The sequence below is a fragment of the Paenibacillus sp. FA6 genome (genome assembly GCF_051550225.1).
In the GTDB taxonomy this organism is placed as follows: domain Bacteria; phylum Bacillota; class Bacilli; order Paenibacillales; family Paenibacillaceae; genus Paenibacillus_AQ.
On the sequence record NZ_CP188820.1, the window covers coordinates 5,339,404 to 5,355,309 of the forward strand.

At 43.5% G+C, this 15,906-nt stretch carries 13 protein-coding genes; 7 read left to right on the forward strand and 6 right to left on the reverse strand.

Features of this window, described 5'->3' with window-relative positions; all coding sequences use genetic code 11:
* The first annotated feature begins 8 nt into the window (after window positions 1-8).
* The 7 genes from ACP8HI_RS24085 to ACP8HI_RS24115 all read left to right on the forward strand — a co-directional run bounded on the left by ACP8HI_RS24085 (window position 9) and on the right by ACP8HI_RS24115 (window position 10,508).
* Complete coding sequence (locus tag ACP8HI_RS24085) at window positions 9-1,613, forward strand: glycoside hydrolase family 43 protein (RefSeq protein WP_438348638.1); 1,605 nt, start codon at window positions 9-11, stop codon at window positions 1,611-1,613.
* Window positions 1,614-1,833: 220 nt separating this feature from the next.
* Window positions 1,834-3,282 (forward strand): DEAD/DEAH box helicase, encoded by a 1,449-nt coding sequence (locus ACP8HI_RS24090; RefSeq protein ID WP_438348639.1) that lies wholly within the window; start codon window positions 1,834-1,836, stop codon window positions 3,280-3,282.
* Window positions 3,283-3,358: 76 nt separating this feature from the next.
* Window positions 3,359-4,054, forward strand: a complete 696-nt coding sequence (locus ACP8HI_RS24095) for a thermonuclease family protein (RefSeq protein WP_438348640.1) — start codon at window positions 3,359-3,361, stop codon at window positions 4,052-4,054.
* Window positions 4,055-4,369: 315 nt separating this feature from the next.
* On the forward strand, window positions 4,370-6,925 hold the full coding sequence (locus ACP8HI_RS24100) for a DUF2339 domain-containing protein (protein WP_438348641.1): 2,556 nt from the start codon (window positions 4,370-4,372) through the stop codon (window positions 6,923-6,925).
* Window positions 6,894-8,177: a DUF3999 family protein gene (locus tag ACP8HI_RS24105; RefSeq protein ID WP_438348642.1), complete on the forward strand. Its 1,284-nt coding sequence runs from the start codon at window positions 6,894-6,896 to the stop codon at window positions 8,175-8,177. Before ACP8HI_RS24100 ends, ACP8HI_RS24105 begins: the two co-directional genes overlap by 32 nt.
* 357 nt (window positions 8,178-8,534) lie before the next feature.
* On the forward strand, window positions 8,535-9,881 hold the full coding sequence (locus tag ACP8HI_RS24110) for a sodium-dependent transporter (protein WP_438348643.1): 1,347 nt from the start codon (window positions 8,535-8,537) through the stop codon (window positions 9,879-9,881).
* 18 nt (window positions 9,882-9,899) lie between these two features.
* Window positions 9,900-10,508 carry a flavin reductase family protein gene (locus tag ACP8HI_RS24115; RefSeq protein WP_438351972.1) on the forward strand — a complete coding sequence of 203 codons (609 nt, stop codon included), beginning with the start codon at window positions 9,900-9,902 and terminating at the stop codon, window positions 10,506-10,508.
* Window positions 10,509-10,728: 220 nt separating this feature from the next.
* On the opposite strand, the gene ACP8HI_RS24120 is transcribed toward ACP8HI_RS24115, so the two are convergent.
* From ACP8HI_RS24120 to ACP8HI_RS24145, 6 genes are read right to left on the reverse strand one after another with little or no spacing between them, the layout of a single operon-like run.
* Entirely contained in the window at window positions 10,729-11,358 is a 630-nt protein-coding gene (locus ACP8HI_RS24120; protein WP_438348644.1) for a bifunctional 4-hydroxy-2-oxoglutarate aldolase/2-dehydro-3-deoxy-phosphogluconate aldolase, read from the reverse strand.
* A gap of 18 nt (window positions 11,359-11,376) precedes the next feature.
* Window positions 11,377-12,366 carry a sugar kinase gene (locus ACP8HI_RS24125; RefSeq protein WP_438348645.1) on the reverse strand — a complete coding sequence of 330 codons (990 nt, stop codon included), beginning with the start codon at window positions 12,364-12,366 and terminating at the stop codon, window positions 11,377-11,379.
* Window positions 12,367-12,384: 18 nt separating this feature from the next.
* Window positions 12,385-13,533 carry a galactonate dehydratase gene (gene dgoD, locus ACP8HI_RS24130; protein ID WP_438348646.1) on the reverse strand — a complete coding sequence of 383 codons (1,149 nt, stop codon included), beginning with the start codon at window positions 13,531-13,533 and terminating at the stop codon, window positions 12,385-12,387.
* Window positions 13,530-13,991 carry a RidA family protein gene (locus tag ACP8HI_RS24135; protein ID WP_438348647.1) on the reverse strand — a complete coding sequence of 154 codons (462 nt, stop codon included), beginning with the start codon at window positions 13,989-13,991 and terminating at the stop codon, window positions 13,530-13,532. The genes dgoD and ACP8HI_RS24135 overlap by 4 nt, the downstream gene beginning before the upstream one ends.
* Window positions 13,991-14,773 carry a creatininase family protein gene (locus tag ACP8HI_RS24140; protein ID WP_438348648.1) on the reverse strand — a complete coding sequence of 261 codons (783 nt, stop codon included), beginning with the start codon at window positions 14,771-14,773 and terminating at the stop codon, window positions 13,991-13,993. Before ACP8HI_RS24140 ends, ACP8HI_RS24135 begins: the two co-directional genes overlap by 1 nt.
* Before the next feature lie 19 nt (window positions 14,774-14,792).
* Window positions 14,793-15,902 (reverse strand): hypothetical protein, encoded by a 1,110-nt coding sequence (locus ACP8HI_RS24145; protein WP_438348649.1) that lies wholly within the window; start codon window positions 15,900-15,902, stop codon window positions 14,793-14,795.
* Window positions 15,903-15,906: the final 4 nt, after the last annotated feature.

Here is a 15,906-nt window from a genome sequence, read left to right on the forward strand (position 1 = left end):
TAAAGATAATGAGTATACTGAAAAGCTATAAGAACCCAGTCCTGCCTGGATTCCATCCAGATCCAAGTGTTATTCGTGTAAATGATGACTATTATATGGCGGTTAGTTCCTTTGAATATTACCCAGGGCTACCGATATTTCATAGTCGGAATCTCAGTGAATGGAAGCAAATAGGTCATGCGCTAACCCGCAAGAGTCAGCTTGATCTGTCTAGTAGACAAAGCTCTGAAGGGATATATGCACCTACACTTCGCCATCATGAGGGTGTATTCTATTTAATTACGACAGATGTCTATGGTATCGGGAACTTCTTTATTACAGCAGAGAAGCCTGAGGGGCCTTGGTCTGACCCTATCTTGATTCCTCCTTATGGCAATATTGACCCATCATTGTTCTTTGATGATGATGGCAAGGTATATGTAACTATACAGAAGGGCGCGGATCAAGAATCTCATATTATTCAATATGAGATGGACATTAGTACGGGTAAGGCATTAAGCGAACCTGTTGTCGTTGCAAGGGGTGATGGTGGCGTATGGACGGAAGGCCCTCACCTGTATAAAATCAATGATTTCTATTATATAACTTGTGCATGTGGCGGGACGGGCCTAGATCATCGTGTGCTCGTATACCGAGCACGTACACCATATGGTCCATTTGAAATGATGCCACATCCGATGTTAACACATAATCAGCTTGCTGATCATCCCTTCCAGAACCTTGGGCATGCTGAACTTATTGAGGATTCCAATGGGGATTGGTGGACATTATTTCTAGGAGTACGTCCCGTTGATGGGCAATATAGTGTCCTTGGTCGGGAGACATTCCTTGCTCCAGTAATATGGACTGAGGACGGCTGGCCGACAGTCGATAACAATGAGGGTACTGTGCAGCAGGATATGATCGTGAACCGGTTAGGGAAGAATCCAGAAGTGAATGATGCGGATGAAGGCCAAGCGAATGAATCTCAGATAATGGGGTCAGATATTTCAGGTTCTGGTTCTGGTTCAATAGGCTGGCGAGATGACTTCGATGAAGAGCAACTTCATCATCGGTGGGCATTCATCCGTACATTGCAAGAAGAACGGGTGTCGTTGAGTGAGTCACCAGGGCATATTTCGCTAAAAGGGAATAGACATGGTCTTAAGGATGCCGAGCCGTCCCTATTCGTTGGCGTACGACAACAACATCGTTGTATGGCCGTATCATCAGAGTTACTGTTCGCTCCACAAGTGGATGGAGAGGAAGCAGGATTAGCAGTAAGGTTGAACGAACAAGGACATCTTACGCTTGGCATTCGCAGAGTAAACGGAAATCGAGTGCTAACGGCGGTTGCGGTTGATCGTGGAGAGGCTTCGATACTGGGTGAGATACCTGTATTAGAAGATCGCATGGGGCTACGTATTCTTTCGCAAGAGCGTGAATATGAGCTAGCGTATTCTACAGATGGATCGACTTGGAATACACTTGCTACAGTAGCAGCGAACATCGTATCACCAGAACGAAATGGTGGGTTTACGGGAGCTCTAATTGGTCTTTATGCAACGGGTAATGGTGTGGATAGTAAGACTTCCGCTTACTATAATTACTTCGACTACCATATTTCAGAGTAACGTGGGAGGGGCTACACTTCACTCGAATAATGATGCTGATCAATTCAGGTGATATAAGTAAAGCCAGAGTGATCCCTTAACGGGTAACGCTCTGGTTCTTTTTAGTTTAGTAAGACTGAAATAATTTCCTCTTTTCGAGTATAATAGAGTATATGTGATAGGTGATTCGTGGAAACATATGTCCATAAGGTAAATAATCTAGAATAGAAGAGGTCGAAACATGAGCAATCAAGGATTTACAGACTATACACTTAGTGAAGAAATTGTAAGGGCACTCGATAATCTGGGCTATAACAATCCAACAGAGGTACAACGTGAAGTCATACCGATGGCGCTAAATAGACAGGATATTGTCGTGAAATCACAGACGGGAAGCGGAAAGACGGCGGCATTCGGTATTCCGATCTGCGACATGGTTGATTGGAAAGAGAACAAGCCGCAGGCGCTCATCCTAACACCTACTCGTGAGTTGGCTGTACAAGTAAATGAAGATATCACGAATATCGGACGATACAAACGGATTAAAGCAACAGCTCTTTACGGAAAGACACCGTATGCCAAACAAACGGCGGAGTTGAAACAGAAGAGTCATGTCGTTGTTGGAACGCCTGGACGTGTGTTAGACCATATCGAAAGGGGAACATTTGCGCTTGATCGTCTAGAATTTCTTGTGATTGATGAAGCCGATGAAATGTTGAATATGGGATTCATTCAGCAGGTAGAGTCCATCATTGAGAAGCTACCGAAAGAACGATTGACGATGTTGTTCTCAGCAACCTTACCGCAGGATGTGGAGAAACTATGCTACAAATATATGAATAATCCTGCTGTCATAGAAATTCAAGCTAGTGGTATCACGACAGATACGATCAAGCATTCGTTATACGAAGTGAGAGAATCAGAGAAATTCTCCTTGCTCAAGGATGTAACGGTTGTTGAGAATCCAGATAGCTGTATTATTTTCTGCCGGACGCAAGAGCATGTGAATCAAGTGACGGAACAATTAACCAATGCTAACTATACCTGTGCCAAAATCCATGGGGGTATGCTTCAAGAGGATCGCTTTGAAGTGATGAATGATTTCAGAAGAGGTCAATTTCGCTATCTGGTAGCTACGGATGTAGCAGCGAGAGGGATTGACATTGATAATATCACCCATGTTATCAACTATGATTTGCCTATGGAGAAGGAAAGTTATGTACATCGTACAGGGAGAACGGGTCGTGCGGGTAAGACAGGTAAAGCGATCACATTTGTAACCCCTTATGAAGAGAAATTCCTAAGTGAAATCGAAGGATATATTGGGTTTACGATCTCTAAAATGAATCCTCCGTCTAAAGAGGCAGTTGAACAGAATAGAGAGGCTTTTCAAGGGAAGATGGGTATTGAGCCTACTCTTAAACAGGATAAGAACAAACAATTAAACAAGGAAATTACGAAGTTATATTTCAACGGTGGTAAGAAAAAGAAAATTAGAGCTATAGATTTCGTAGGTACCCTTGCCAAAATTGAAGGTGTAACAGCGGACGATATTGGTATTATTACGATTCAGGATAATGTATCCTATGTTGAAATATTGAACGGTAAGGGTCCATTAGTTCTTCAAGTGATGAAGGATACGACCATCAAGGGTAAACTGTTGAAAGTTCATGTAGCGAATAAGAAGTAGGTAAATATAAATGTGAGAAGATCTATTAATGCGAGCTCAAAAAGTTAGATTTTCATCACTAAGGGGTATGCTTACGATGAGAACCTATCTATATATCATTCTAGTACTTTCTATTTTCATATCAGGGTGTATTGATATGGGAAATGTTGTGGTAGAGGATGGGGATTCATTTACATCCAAGATTGTAAAGAACTACCCTGAATTGTTAGATAAGGAGTACGAGATTGAAGTCATCAAGCGTATCGTAGACGGGGATACTTTCGTGACAGTCTCCGGTCATAAAGTCCGAATGATTGGAATGAACACACCTGAAGTATTTGGCGAAGCACAGTATTATGGGCAGGAAGCAAGTGACTTTAGCAAGCAGCGACTTGAGGGGCAGACGGTATATCTGTTTAAGGATGTAAGCGAAACAGATAAATACGATCGATGGTTACGTTTTGTTTTTATTGAGGATGAGCCCATCATGTTTAACGAAACATTGATTATGGAAGGTTACGCGAATACGATGTCGCTTCCCCCTGATGTCTTATTCACTAAGAAATTCTCACGCCTGAAGCGTGAAGCGCAGAATGATGGCATAGGATTATGGGGCGAGGCGGATTCGACTCTATCTTGTGACAATCCAAAGATCAAAGGCAATATTAATTCCCGTAATGAGAAAATATTTCATGTCCCCGGTGGGGAACGGTATATCGAAACGAAAGCAGAAATGATGTTCTGCAAGGATCAGGAAGCTATTGCTTCCGGATTTAGACAGGCAGGTCGCTAAGGGTTTCACACAGGAAGGCGCAATTCGAAACGTAGAGCATTCTACGGATCGGGAGTGCGCCTTTTTTGAAATGACGTATTGTCATGCCAAACATGCATGGAAGTGGATAGAATATGGCCGAATATAAGTGTACTTAGTGCATCTGTTGGTGATTGGAGAAGGCGGAATATGGGTAGTTGAGTAGAAGCCCCTCGGAGTAGAACAAAAGAAGGGAATGGGTATGAGCGGGAGAATCAATTTCTAAATAATGATCTTTTCACCGACTATCTATAGTAAAATGTAAATATTAACAGCCAGATGTATTGGAGGGAAAACATGAATGAGTTTAAGGATCGCCTATTTCTAATACAAGATAGCCAGAATAAATTGACGAAAGAAGTTCAGGCCTTAGTTCGTGAATATGAATCGCATGATTTAATGCATGAGAATGAGAACCTTCGGGAGAAAGCCAAGGAACATCAGCTTCGCTTAACTGCTCTGCAAGCAAAGGTTGCACATTTGGAAACAGAGAACGTGAAGATTCGAACTTCCCTGACGGAGCAAATCCTTAATGAGAAGTTAAATATAATACACGTATCACGAGAGAAATTGGATACATACTTTGCAAGTAGAACCGCTGAACATTCGAATCGGCTAGGGGAATTCGAATTCCAAACGAAGAGTGGGGTTCATCGTCTGTATGAACGAGCATCCAACCATCTGAAAGAGGAGAAGGAAGAGATGGCTGCGAAGCTTGCGCAAATCTCTAACGAGTTAAATCATAAGATCATGCTTCACCGCGAGCGGTTGATAGAGGATGAGAAGAGACTTCACGAACAAGTTACGAATGGGTTAGATCAACTCGCTTCAGAAGAAGTGACAGAAGAGATCATGCAGAAGAGAATTAAGCAGAATCAATTCGAGATGAAAATCGGATTGAACTGGTTGAGCAAGGTCGCCATACTACTCCTAGTTTTAGGCGTCGGTGCTGGGTTTAAATTAATGTATTCGGGTTGGTTCAACGGATACATGAAAGGTACCACCTTTTTTTTGCTAGGGGTGCTTATGCTAGTAGCCGGAGAATGGTTATTCCGTAAGAAAAGGCAGACATTTGCATTAGGGTTATTAGGTGGAGGTATTTCTGTACTGTATGGTTCCATCTTTTATAGTTACTTTTTGTTAGAAATAATCAATATTACTGTCGGTTTATCTTTATCTGTTCTAGTGTCGTTAACCGCAGTGCTATTGTCTTTGAGGTATCACTCGCAGAGCATCATTTCACTGGGCTTAGTAGGTGGTTATCTACCGCTATTCTCATATATGGGGGCCTTTGGTCTTGAGGGTAATGCTGTTTATGTGGCTATGGGTTATTTGTTCTTACTGAATGTATCCATTCTGCTCGTCTCGTTACGTAAGCGTTGGGTCATTGTCAATTACATCAGCTTCTTATTTAATGTTCCGTCTATGATCGCTTTAGTCGTGTTATCTAATAATGAATCTGTCAGTATGTTATATGTCGTGATTACGTTTGCGATGTATCTTGGCATTACGCTAGGCTATGCATTTAAGCATTTATCTAAGTTATCTTGGTGGGACTTCACGTTACTAGCCTTGAACACGTTCATTAGTTGCTTCACACTATACATCTTGTTTGATCTAGCAGGTTGGGAGGATTTCCATGGATTGCTGGCATTGGTCTTCTGTCTTGTGTATTTGGGATTAGGCAGATTTCTCGAAAAGTTCATGCAACAGGAGAAACAGACTATGCTGTTATTCTACGCTACTTCGCTTACATTTGCGGTACTCATGATTCCGTTCCAGTTTGGTGCAGAGTGGGTATCGATCGGCTGGCTTATAGAAGGTGTTCTGTTAACGATCTATGGAAGCCTCAATCGATTTAAGCAGTTGGAGAGAGCTGGTTGGGGTATTCTAATGCTGTGTCTAGGATCATTCTTCGTAGTAGATCTGTTAATAAATTTGGTTGACAACGCGGGTCAATACTTTGTTCTGAAATACAGCTTTATGACCGTGGGAATGCTGTTAGTTACATCGTATTATGCTGTTCAGCAACATAAGAAAGTGGCCAATCTTTACAGTCGCCCTATAGAGGCTCAACTCATCAAAGTGTTTAAATACGCTACATTACTAAACGTATGGTTTTATTTAATGTACGAGATGGCGAATCTATATAACACTTGGGTACCGAGGGAGTTCAGCCATTTCGGATTCTATAGACTCCTACTCATTGCAAGTGTAACCATTGCACTCGCCTATGCACTATCCAAAGTTACGGTGTTGTATGACCGTGTGGTGAAGTACTACGGTCTAGCTTTATACGGGATCGGATACTTCTTTTGTCTTATCATTACAGTAAGTATTCCAGCACTCCAGTCAAATTATATGTATAATTCGGCAACAGAATATATAGCACTGGGTATATTAATTGGTTTTAACATATTGGTGTTCTTCAGTATCCGAGATGTGTTGATTGCATTTATTCGTCAGCAGTATAAGAGCATCGAGATGTATCCAGTTATATTGGGAGTATACTTGCTCGGTATACTAACTTCCTTTCTAGTCGTTCAATTCCAATTGACAGAGGTAGGATTGATCTTTAGCGTACTGTATTTACTATTGGCTATCGTGTATATCATCTTCGGATTCCGTTATCGATATGTGTATATTAGACGTTTCGGATTAGGGTTGACACTAGTCGCCACGGGGAAATTAATATTGTATGACCTGAGTTTCTTATCGACCGGAAGTAAGATGTTTGCGTATTTCACATTCGGGCTTGTATTACTCGGTATTTCCTATGGTTATCAGAGAGTATTGAGCAGAATGGGGGAGACTCATGACAATGGGAAGGTTGAAGTGGATTCGAAGAACTAGCGTGATCCTCTTGGTAATGTTCTTGGTGGGCGTATGTTTGGGGAGAGATATCATTGTTGCAGTCTCACAAGATGGACAAAAGGAATGGCAGTTCTCAAAGGGGATTGAATTGCAGGGTAGTGGTCCGTATCATGCATTGTTTCTAGATGAAGAAGTGTATGCTGGGGCGGCTGAGAATTTACGTGACTTACGAATTATGAATCAGAAAGGGCAGTTTGTTCCTTACTATATCGATAGTGGCTATGGAGAGGCTAAGGAACAGACGCAGATTTATTCCTCTTCGTTAGTTCATACAGCCATGAAAGATGGCAATACGTTATTGGATTATAAGATCACGCGAGTGGCAGATAATGTGGATATTCAGGGCAATCTTCTATCCGTAGAGTTACCAGAAGGGGCCTTTCTGAAGCATATTAAGGTGTACGGGAGTTATGATGGCAACCAGTGGGAGCTCGTAGAACAGAGTGAATTGTACCGAACAGATCAGTTGGTTAAGAATAGTATTGACCTAGGATCAGAGTACAAATATGAATATTATCGATTAAGTGTCCTCAATAATGTAGAGAAACTGACATTCCCAAGCTTACAATTGACTCATAATACGCAAGAGCTTGAGTGGTTAGTTCACACGAAGAGGGGGAAACCATCCTTTGAAGTGAAGCAGAAAGATGGGTTTACCCAAATCATCGTAAATAATGAGAACCGTCTTCAAATTACGGAACTGCAGCTATTTACGGAGAGCAATAATTACACTAGATCATATGAGTTATATGATGAACAGGGGGTCAGGATTGACACGGTTGGGGAACAAGAAATATACCAATTGGACTTCAAAGACGCGCAGATCAGCAACCGTATGATCACAGCAACTGACCCTATCAGAAGTTCTTTTATCACAATAGAAATAAATAATCGGGATGATTTACCGTTAGACATTGCAGGGTTTGGCATAGCCTATATCGTTGATAAGCTGGTGTTCGAGGATAAAGGGGAGGGACCGTACAAGTTACTTTACGGGAATACCCCCGCTACCAAGCCTCAATATGATATTGTGAATTTTAAGAGTCATATCGAACAAGAGGATGTTGGGCTTGGAAAGCTAAGTATACAAGTGAAAGCCCAAGTTCCTGCAACTACAAAGGAAGATCCAGCGTGGTGGTTACAACAAAAGTTGTGGTTCAATGGGATGATTGTCGTTGTATCGTTAGTGTTGATTGTCTTGCTAATCAAGAAGATGAATCCCTCTAAATAGAGGATAAGCCCATTAATGGGTTGGTCTTATTTATTTGAGAAAATGGCTATGTATTATCCTGAAAAGGGACTATTCCAAACGTAGACTTTCTACGAAATGGGATAGTCCCTTCTGGAGTTCAATTCATTCTCTAACGATTTCGCGTAGGGATCGCTAGGAGATGATATGAAGATTCGATGCCTTTCCAAATGGGTACATGAAAGAATAGATGATTATTACATAATTGGATCCAAAGTTGGCTAGAATAAGATGATATTTCACGTATACGTATATATGAACGTCTAGTATAATGTTGGAGATTAGATAGAGAGAGACTAGCCTTATATTCAGGGTTACGTTAGTGGAGGGAGTAATAAATTGCAAGTAAATAAACTGAGTCACTCATCGGGTAAAGAGGAACGATTCTCTTCCTCCGGATTTATATTTGCAGCTATTGGAAGTGCAGTTGGGCTAGGGAATATGTGGAAGTTCCCGTATATTACAGGGCAATATGGTGGAGCAGCCTTTTTTCTACTATTCGTTGTGTGTCTAGTGATTGTAGGTTTGCCAGTACTTCTAGCAGAGCTTGCCATCGGCCGAGGGGGTCGGGGAAGTGCCTCTTCATCATTTGTTAAATTAAGCGGGAGTAAAGTATGGGGTGGGCTAGGCATGATATCGGTTATAGCGCCGTTTATCATTATGTCTTTCTATGCTATTGTCGCGGGATGGACGCTTCATTATGCCATGTTATCGTTTAGTGGAAAGTTATTCTCGAATACAGATTTCTCGGCACAGTTTAATGGGTTCATGTCGGGGTATACACCGATCGTGTGGCAGGGTGTCGTGTTAATACTAGTAGGATTCGTTGTCATGAAGGGGATCTCGGGAGGGATCGAGAAGTTTAACAAGATTCTTATTCCTGGGATGTTTATTCTCTTAGTTATATTAATGGTGCGAGCTCTAACGCTACCCGGTGCAAGTGCAGGGGTATCCTTCTTTTTAAATCCTGACTTCTCTAAGTTGACCCCGGAGTCCACACTTGTTGCCCTAGGTCATGCGTTCTTTTCGTTATCGCTTGGAATGGGAACGATGATTACCTATGGTTCATATGTTGAGAAACGTCAATCTCTTGGAGCAGGTACACTTGCTATCGGTGGTGGAGATCTACTCTATGCACTGATTGCAGGGTTGATTATTTTTCCTACGACCTTTTCCTTTGGCATAGATCCGGGAGAAGGTCCTGGACTTGTATTTGTAGCTTTACCAGCCGCATTCTCTGCCATGCCATTCGGTGCTTTCTTTGGGGGGCTGTTCTTCATTCTGCTTGCGATTGCTGCACTGACTTCCACCGTGTCTTTGTTAGAAGTACCTGTCACATATACAATGGATCGCTTTGGTTGGAGTAGAACTGGGTCTGTATGGATCATTGTGATTGGGTGCTTCATACTCGGTGTTCCTGCTGCATTGTCGTTAGGTGCAGCTCCAGGTCTAGCATTTGGGGGAACAATTATGTTTGATTTGATGGATTTCTTCGCCTCGAATGTGTTGTTGCCACTTGGAGGATTGATAGTAACTATATTTGCTGGATATTTCTATAAGGGTGTTGCAGAAGAAGCAGGCCTGACCGCAGGTTGGTTCCGAGTATGGTTGTTTATGCTTCGATTTGTAGCTCCGATTCTGGTCGTATTCGTATTTCTACATTCATCTGGCATCATTAAATTCTAGAATGAAGGGGTGATGATATTGCTTTCTATAGATCCATCTATGATTGGAGAAAGAGACAATTACAAGTTGTTAATTGGTAGTATTATTCCACGACCGATCGCATTTGTCACAACCGTTTCTGAGGATGGGACGTTAAATGGTGCTCCATTCAGCTATTTCAATATCGTGTCCTCTAATCCCCCACTTATTTCGTTGTCGATCCAGCGTACTGGAGGTCAACGAAAGGATACGGCTCGTAATATCATGGCATCGAAGGAATTTGTCATTCATATTGTTGATGAAATCAATGTTGCTAAGATCAACGAGACAGCGGCTAATCTTCCCTCGGATCAAAGTGAAATTACTATGGCTGGTCTAACAGCCGTAGCTAGTCAAAAGGTTAAAGTTCCAGGCATTGCAGAGGCAAAGATACGCATGGAATGTACATTAGAACATGTCTTAGAACTGGGTGGTACGAACTCTCCGGGCTGTGATCTTATCATCGGAAGAGTCGTTCAATATCACATCGAAGACGAGATTATTGAGAATGGCAGAATTGACCCACGTGGATTGAATGCGGTAAGCCGTTTGGCAGGGAATAGCTATGCGAAGATTGGTGAGATCTTTGATATTGAACGCCCGAAGTAAGACCGAATCATCATCGTAGATTATAAGAGAATGGTAGAGAGCATCGGATACGAAGGTGTTCTGATCACTAAGAATATTATGATAAATATAGATGAAGGACAAGAGGATCTGTCATATGACAGATCCTCTTGTGTCGTTAACCTAATACTAACATGCATCATTATTGTGTTCCTCTGCATGCTCCATACCCACTAGTGAAGTTTTGATAAGTGAAATTTATTTATAAGGATTTCGCCTTCTCCACATAACGAGCGGCATTCTCCTTCAAGCGCTCAAACTCTCCCGCTTGAATCCAGGCCATATTGGTAAGACTGCCACCCAATCCGAAGCCGCATGCTCCAGAGGCATGATAATCGGCCATATTGTCCAAGTTCACACCACCAGTTGCAACCAAGGGGATGTGCGACAACGGACCTTGCAGTTCTTTGAAATAGGAGGGACCAAGCGTTCCCGCTGGGAACACTTTCACGGCCTGCGCTCCAAACTTCCATGCTTGAACGATTTCCGATGGTGTCATAGCGCCAGGAACAATTGGAATGTTTGCGTTGACCGCATATCGGATCGTTCCCTCATCTATATTCGGTGTGATCAGGAATTCAGCTCCTGCCTCAATGGCTGCAGATGCCATGTCCGCATCAAGAACAGTACCGGCTCCGATATAAACATTTCCTTGAAATCGGTCACGCCAACGCCGGATAATCTTTAAAGCTCCAGGCGTGTTCATCGTAACCTCGATAAATCGGATGCCACCTTCCGCTAAGGCCTCAGCTGTTGCATCTGCCAGTTCTTCGGGCACACCCCTGACAATGGAAATGATCTTCGTTTCTTGTAAAGATTCCAGTATATTCATGTGCTTGCTCCTCTCGCTCTATCTAGTCGTATGCTTCTTCCCTTGCAGTAACAACTTCAGCTCATCCAGAGTAGGTAGTCCAGCCCAATCACCCTTGAATTGTGTCGCTAATGCGCCATATACATTTGCACGCTCTAATGCGTGAGGAAGCCTCTTTATTAATTCATCCTGTTCCCAAGTAGGAGCTTCGACTAGCACAGATAACAGTCCTGCTGCAAACGCATCCCCTGCACCAACTGTATCGACGGTATAGCCAACCTTATAACCTGGAACAGAAATAATTTGATTCCCTGAAAAAGCTATAGACCCTTGTTCCCCAAGCTTCAAAGCAACAGCAACCGGACCCATCTGTAGAAATGCTTGTCCATACGCCTCTATTTCCATTGCCCCGAGTAAAAATTCAGCTTCCTCCAGGCCAGGTAAGAACAAGTCGCATAAAGGAATGAGTGATAACAGTGTCTGCCTCGCTGTCTGTTCATCCCACAGTTTACGTCGCAAATTGGGATCAAAGGAGATGGTTAAGCCACATTCTCGAGCCTTGGTCATTGCCAAAACAATCGCATCCGTCGTGCCAATCCCAAGCGCAGGGGTGATGCCAGTGACGTGTAGGTGCTTAGCTCCTTGAAACCACTCATCCCGCACGTCCTGAACCGATAGTCGGCTAGCTGCGGACTGTTTGCGATAGAAGAACACATTTGGATCTCCATATCCCTTGAATTCTTTGAAGAAAATTCCGGTAGGCGCATCTTTATCCCAGATGATCTGAGACAGGTCCAATCCTTCCCCTGCAAGCGTCTTAAATACCATGTCGCCAAAAGGGTCTTTGCCAAGCCTACTAATCCAACGGACAGATTTACCCAGTCGTTGCATCCCAATACCTACGTTCGATTCTGCTCCCGCAACGGAATGGGTAAACAGAGGGGCATAAGGTAATGGCCCCTCTGTCATAGGTTGAAACAATACCATGCTTTCGCCAATCGTCACCATGTCAACGCGAGGATATTTCATGACTACATTCCCCCTATATTACCATTCTGTTACCGATCCATCCGGATTCCGCCATACTGGATTCCGCCAGTTATGGCCAATTTCAGCCATCTCGCGAACTTTCTGTTCATTAATCTGAATTCCTAGCCCTGGTTCTTTATTAATGCTTACATATCCATCCTTAAATTGGAAGGCAGTAGGTTCCACTAAATAATCTAGAAGATCGGATCCTTCCGTATAGTGAATACCTAAGCTTTGTTCTTGGATAAACGCATTAGGTGTACAAAAGTCCAGCTGTAGTGACGCTGCAAGCGCAATCGGTCCAAGCGGACAATGCGGAGCGACAGCTACATCGTAGGCTTCGGCCATGGCTGCAATTTTACGGGCTTCCCAGATTCCACCGGTATGACTTAAATCCGGTTGGATAATATCTACCCATCCCTCTGCGAGAAGTTGCTTGAAGTCCCATCGGGTGTACATTCTTTCCCCAGTCGCAATCGGGATCGAACAGAATTGGCTAATCATCTTTAAGGCTTCATTGTTTTCTGGGAGCACCGGCTCTTCGATAAACATCGGCTTGAAGTATTCGTATTCTCGAATCAAGGGCTTGATCATACCCTTATGCACTCTACCGTGTAGATCGATGGCAATGCCGACCCCATTTCCGACGGCTTCGCGAACGGCTGCTATCTTTTGCGCTGCGAGCTCGATTTGTCCCGTTGAATCGATCCAATCCATAGCTGCCGTACCATTCATTTTGATCGCTGTATATCCTGCCGCTACTTGTGCTTTGGCGGAATCTGCCATCTCTTCTGGCGTATCTCCTTGTATCCAAGCGTAGACCTTCATCCGATCTCGGACGGCTCCACCAAGCAACTCGTAGACTGGAACTCCATACCGTTTACCTTTAATATCCCATAGTGCCTGCTCAATACCGGACATTGCGCTGGTTAAGATGGGGCCTCCGCGATAGAAGCCGCCCCGATACATGACCTGCCATAGATCCTCAATGTTGCCGGCTTCTTGTCCGATCAGATAGCTGCTTAATTCCTCAACGGCGGCGCGAACTGTCTTTGTTCGTCCTTCTACGATCGGCTCACCCCAGCCGACAATTCCGTCCTCTGTTGTAATCTTCAAGAACAGCCACCGTGGTGGCACTTCGAACAACTCCATCGAGTGAATTTTCATTCGATTTCCACAATCATTTCGATCTCGACAGGAGTGTTGAACGGTAATTCGTTCGTTCCAATTGCGGATCGACTATGTCTTCCTTTCTCGCCGAATACTTGCACGAGTAACTCGGATGCCCCATTAATGACGTAAGGCTGCTCTACGAACCCATCCGCGGAATTAACGAACCCAAGTAGCTTCACGACCTGCTTCACACGATCCAAATCCCCGATATGTTCTTTCAGTACTGTCAATGCATTGATCATCACTTGTCTTGCTGCAGCATGACCTTGCTCGATCGTTAAATCTGTACCTAATTTTCCTTCGTATAGCAGCACACCGTTCAGCCGACAATCGAATCCAGACGTATATACGAGATTGCCAACCGTTGTAGCAGGCACGTATTCGGCTATAGGCCTTGGAGCGTTCTCCAAAATGATGTTCAACTCTTCAAGTCTCTTCTCGATCAAAGCCATTATGAATCTCTCCTATCTGCAGTTGAGATGGTTTCGTGCAATGCTAGTAACCATTCAGAAACCTTATCCACGATCGCGTCCAAATACATTTGCCCTTTCTCGGCAGAGGCTTGATCGGCTGAGTCTGTGTAACCATTATTCCCAGTGATTTGTCCGTGCTTTCCAATATAAGTGTTGCCCGAATCTAGCCAACTATGGACGGGGTGGTCGGGATGGATCGCATCATGGTTCACAAGTTCAGGGTGTAATGCCATGATTAAGGAGGTCTCAAATCCTCCTGCATGTCCCGGGACTAATCCGACTTCCTTAGCCTGCAACCGATCTAATTCCTCTTTCGCGATTTGCCAGTAAGAAGCCGAACTTGTCCAGACATCATGACGTACAGCCGTATCCTGAGCTACTTGCGTCATGATCTGAGCATTACCTCCGTGACCATTAATAAAGATGATTTTTGTAAATCCATCTTTCACCAAACTGTTCGTAACATCGTTTAGCATGAGTTGATAAGTCGTTGAGGAGAACGAGATCGTTCCTCCATAGTTCAGATGATGATCCGAGCAACCAATGCTTAGGATAGGCGTCATCAACAGAGGCATCACATTCAATACCCGCTCTATTGATTTCTGGACTACGTATTCACAAATCATCGTATCCGTATAAACAGGCAGATGTGGACCATGCTGTTCAGTAGCGGCAAGAGGTACGATGACATAACTACCTTCCTGTGCCAATCTAGTCAAAGCCTCTCTGTTATGGTTTTGAAATTGATAATTTGTACTCATGATGGTTGACCTCTCCTTTTTAGTAAAGAACATGAAGGTGCGGCGTCTCGACTTCTTGGCCAGAATGCAATGATCTCATTAACGCATCAAGCGCACCTGTCGTCAGCAACGAACGTTCAACAGGATAGGGGGCATTTCGGGTGTGAAAGAATCGTTCCATCGCTAGCACTAAATAACTAAAGTGGCTATGCGGCTTCTGATTATGCAAGCGGAACTCGACGCATACCGGAGGCTCGCCCTCCTTGACTTGGTATGCCGAGGCGAATATTCTGCCTTCTGGCTCTGCGAAGATGATGCCAGCCTGCAAACCATCTACGTATTCCAACTCAATGAAAACCGGATTTTTTAATTCATAAGGGAACATGTCAATGTCCCGAAGATTGACGAACCCGCCAAGGTCTTTATAAATTGAATTCCAATCATCAGACAAAATACGATTGATCGCCTCTTGGTCCTTGAATGTCCGTACCGCACGGATACCTGTTTCTCCATGAGCTCTATTCTCGGCAACACTCTGCATCATCTCCATTGAATGATAGCAATACCGTTCTACATCGTCGTAAGAAAAAGCTAACATACGATGCATTGGGGCGCCGTAAGGGATTCCTGTGGTAGCCGGAATGCGGGGGGCATATGGAAGAACGGAACTGGACATGAACGGAACATTGTGAAGTTTAATTTGTTCATACATCCATTCGATATCGTCCTGTACTATAGCGAAGCCTTTATCAGTGAACACTGGAACGATATGGTTGAACTCGAGCATGACGTTCAAGCACTCTTCAAAGAATTCGCGTCTTGGATATAGAATTTGACCGATCTCGTTGGTAGGATACTCGCCAAGCTCACCTATAATAATAATGCCGTCTAGATCGAAGGTATCTCCACCATTGAGCAGCGCTTCCCGTATTGAACCATGCAGAGAGACATCATGTTTATCTGCCATGTCTTTACCCATGTCGTTCGCAGGGAATTGATCTATAAACATAGATACGATATCAACCGTAGGTTTGTAATTTCGACCATTCAGTGTATAACCATCTAAGAATTTCGTAATGATAACATCAGCATGATTTGTTGACCAATATTCAGTAATGATAGCAGCTACTTTTATGTTCTTTTTGCTCATGATA

Bases quoted from the DNA above. Each gene is read 5' to 3' on its own strand.
- ACP8HI_RS24120 (WP_438348644.1), bottom strand. From the start codon at position 11,358: ATGAATATACTGGAATCTTTACAAGAAACGAAGATCATTTCCATTGTC.
- ACP8HI_RS24135 (WP_438348647.1), bottom strand. From the start codon at position 13,991: ATGGCTTTGATCGAGAAGAGACTTGAAGAGTTGAACATCATTTTGGAG.
- dgoD (WP_438348646.1), bottom strand. From the start codon at position 13,533: ATGAAAATTCACTCGATGGAGTTGTTCGAAGTGCCACCACGGTGGCTG.
- ACP8HI_RS24100 (WP_438348641.1), top strand. From the start codon at position 4,370: ATGAATGAGTTTAAGGATCGCCTATTTCTAATACAAGATAGCCAGAAT.
- ACP8HI_RS24095 (WP_438348640.1), top strand. From the start codon at position 3,359: ATGAGAACCTATCTATATATCATTCTAGTACTTTCTATTTTCATATCA.
- ACP8HI_RS24125 (WP_438348645.1), bottom strand. From the start codon at position 12,366: ATGAAATATCCTCGCGTTGACATGGTGACGATTGGCGAAAGCATGGTA.
- ACP8HI_RS24145 (WP_438348649.1), bottom strand. From the start codon at position 15,902: ATGAGCAAAAAGAACATAAAAGTAGCTGCTATCATTACTGAATATTGG.
- ACP8HI_RS24105 (WP_438348642.1), top strand. From the start codon at position 6,894: ATGGGAAGGTTGAAGTGGATTCGAAGAACTAGCGTGATCCTCTTGGTA.
- ACP8HI_RS24085 (WP_438348638.1), top strand. From the start codon at position 9: ATGAGTATACTGAAAAGCTATAAGAACCCAGTCCTGCCTGGATTCCAT.
- ACP8HI_RS24090 (WP_438348639.1), top strand. From the start codon at position 1,834: ATGAGCAATCAAGGATTTACAGACTATACACTTAGTGAAGAAATTGTA.
- ACP8HI_RS24140 (WP_438348648.1), bottom strand. From the start codon at position 14,773: ATGAGTACAAATTATCAATTTCAAAACCATAACAGAGAGGCTTTGACT.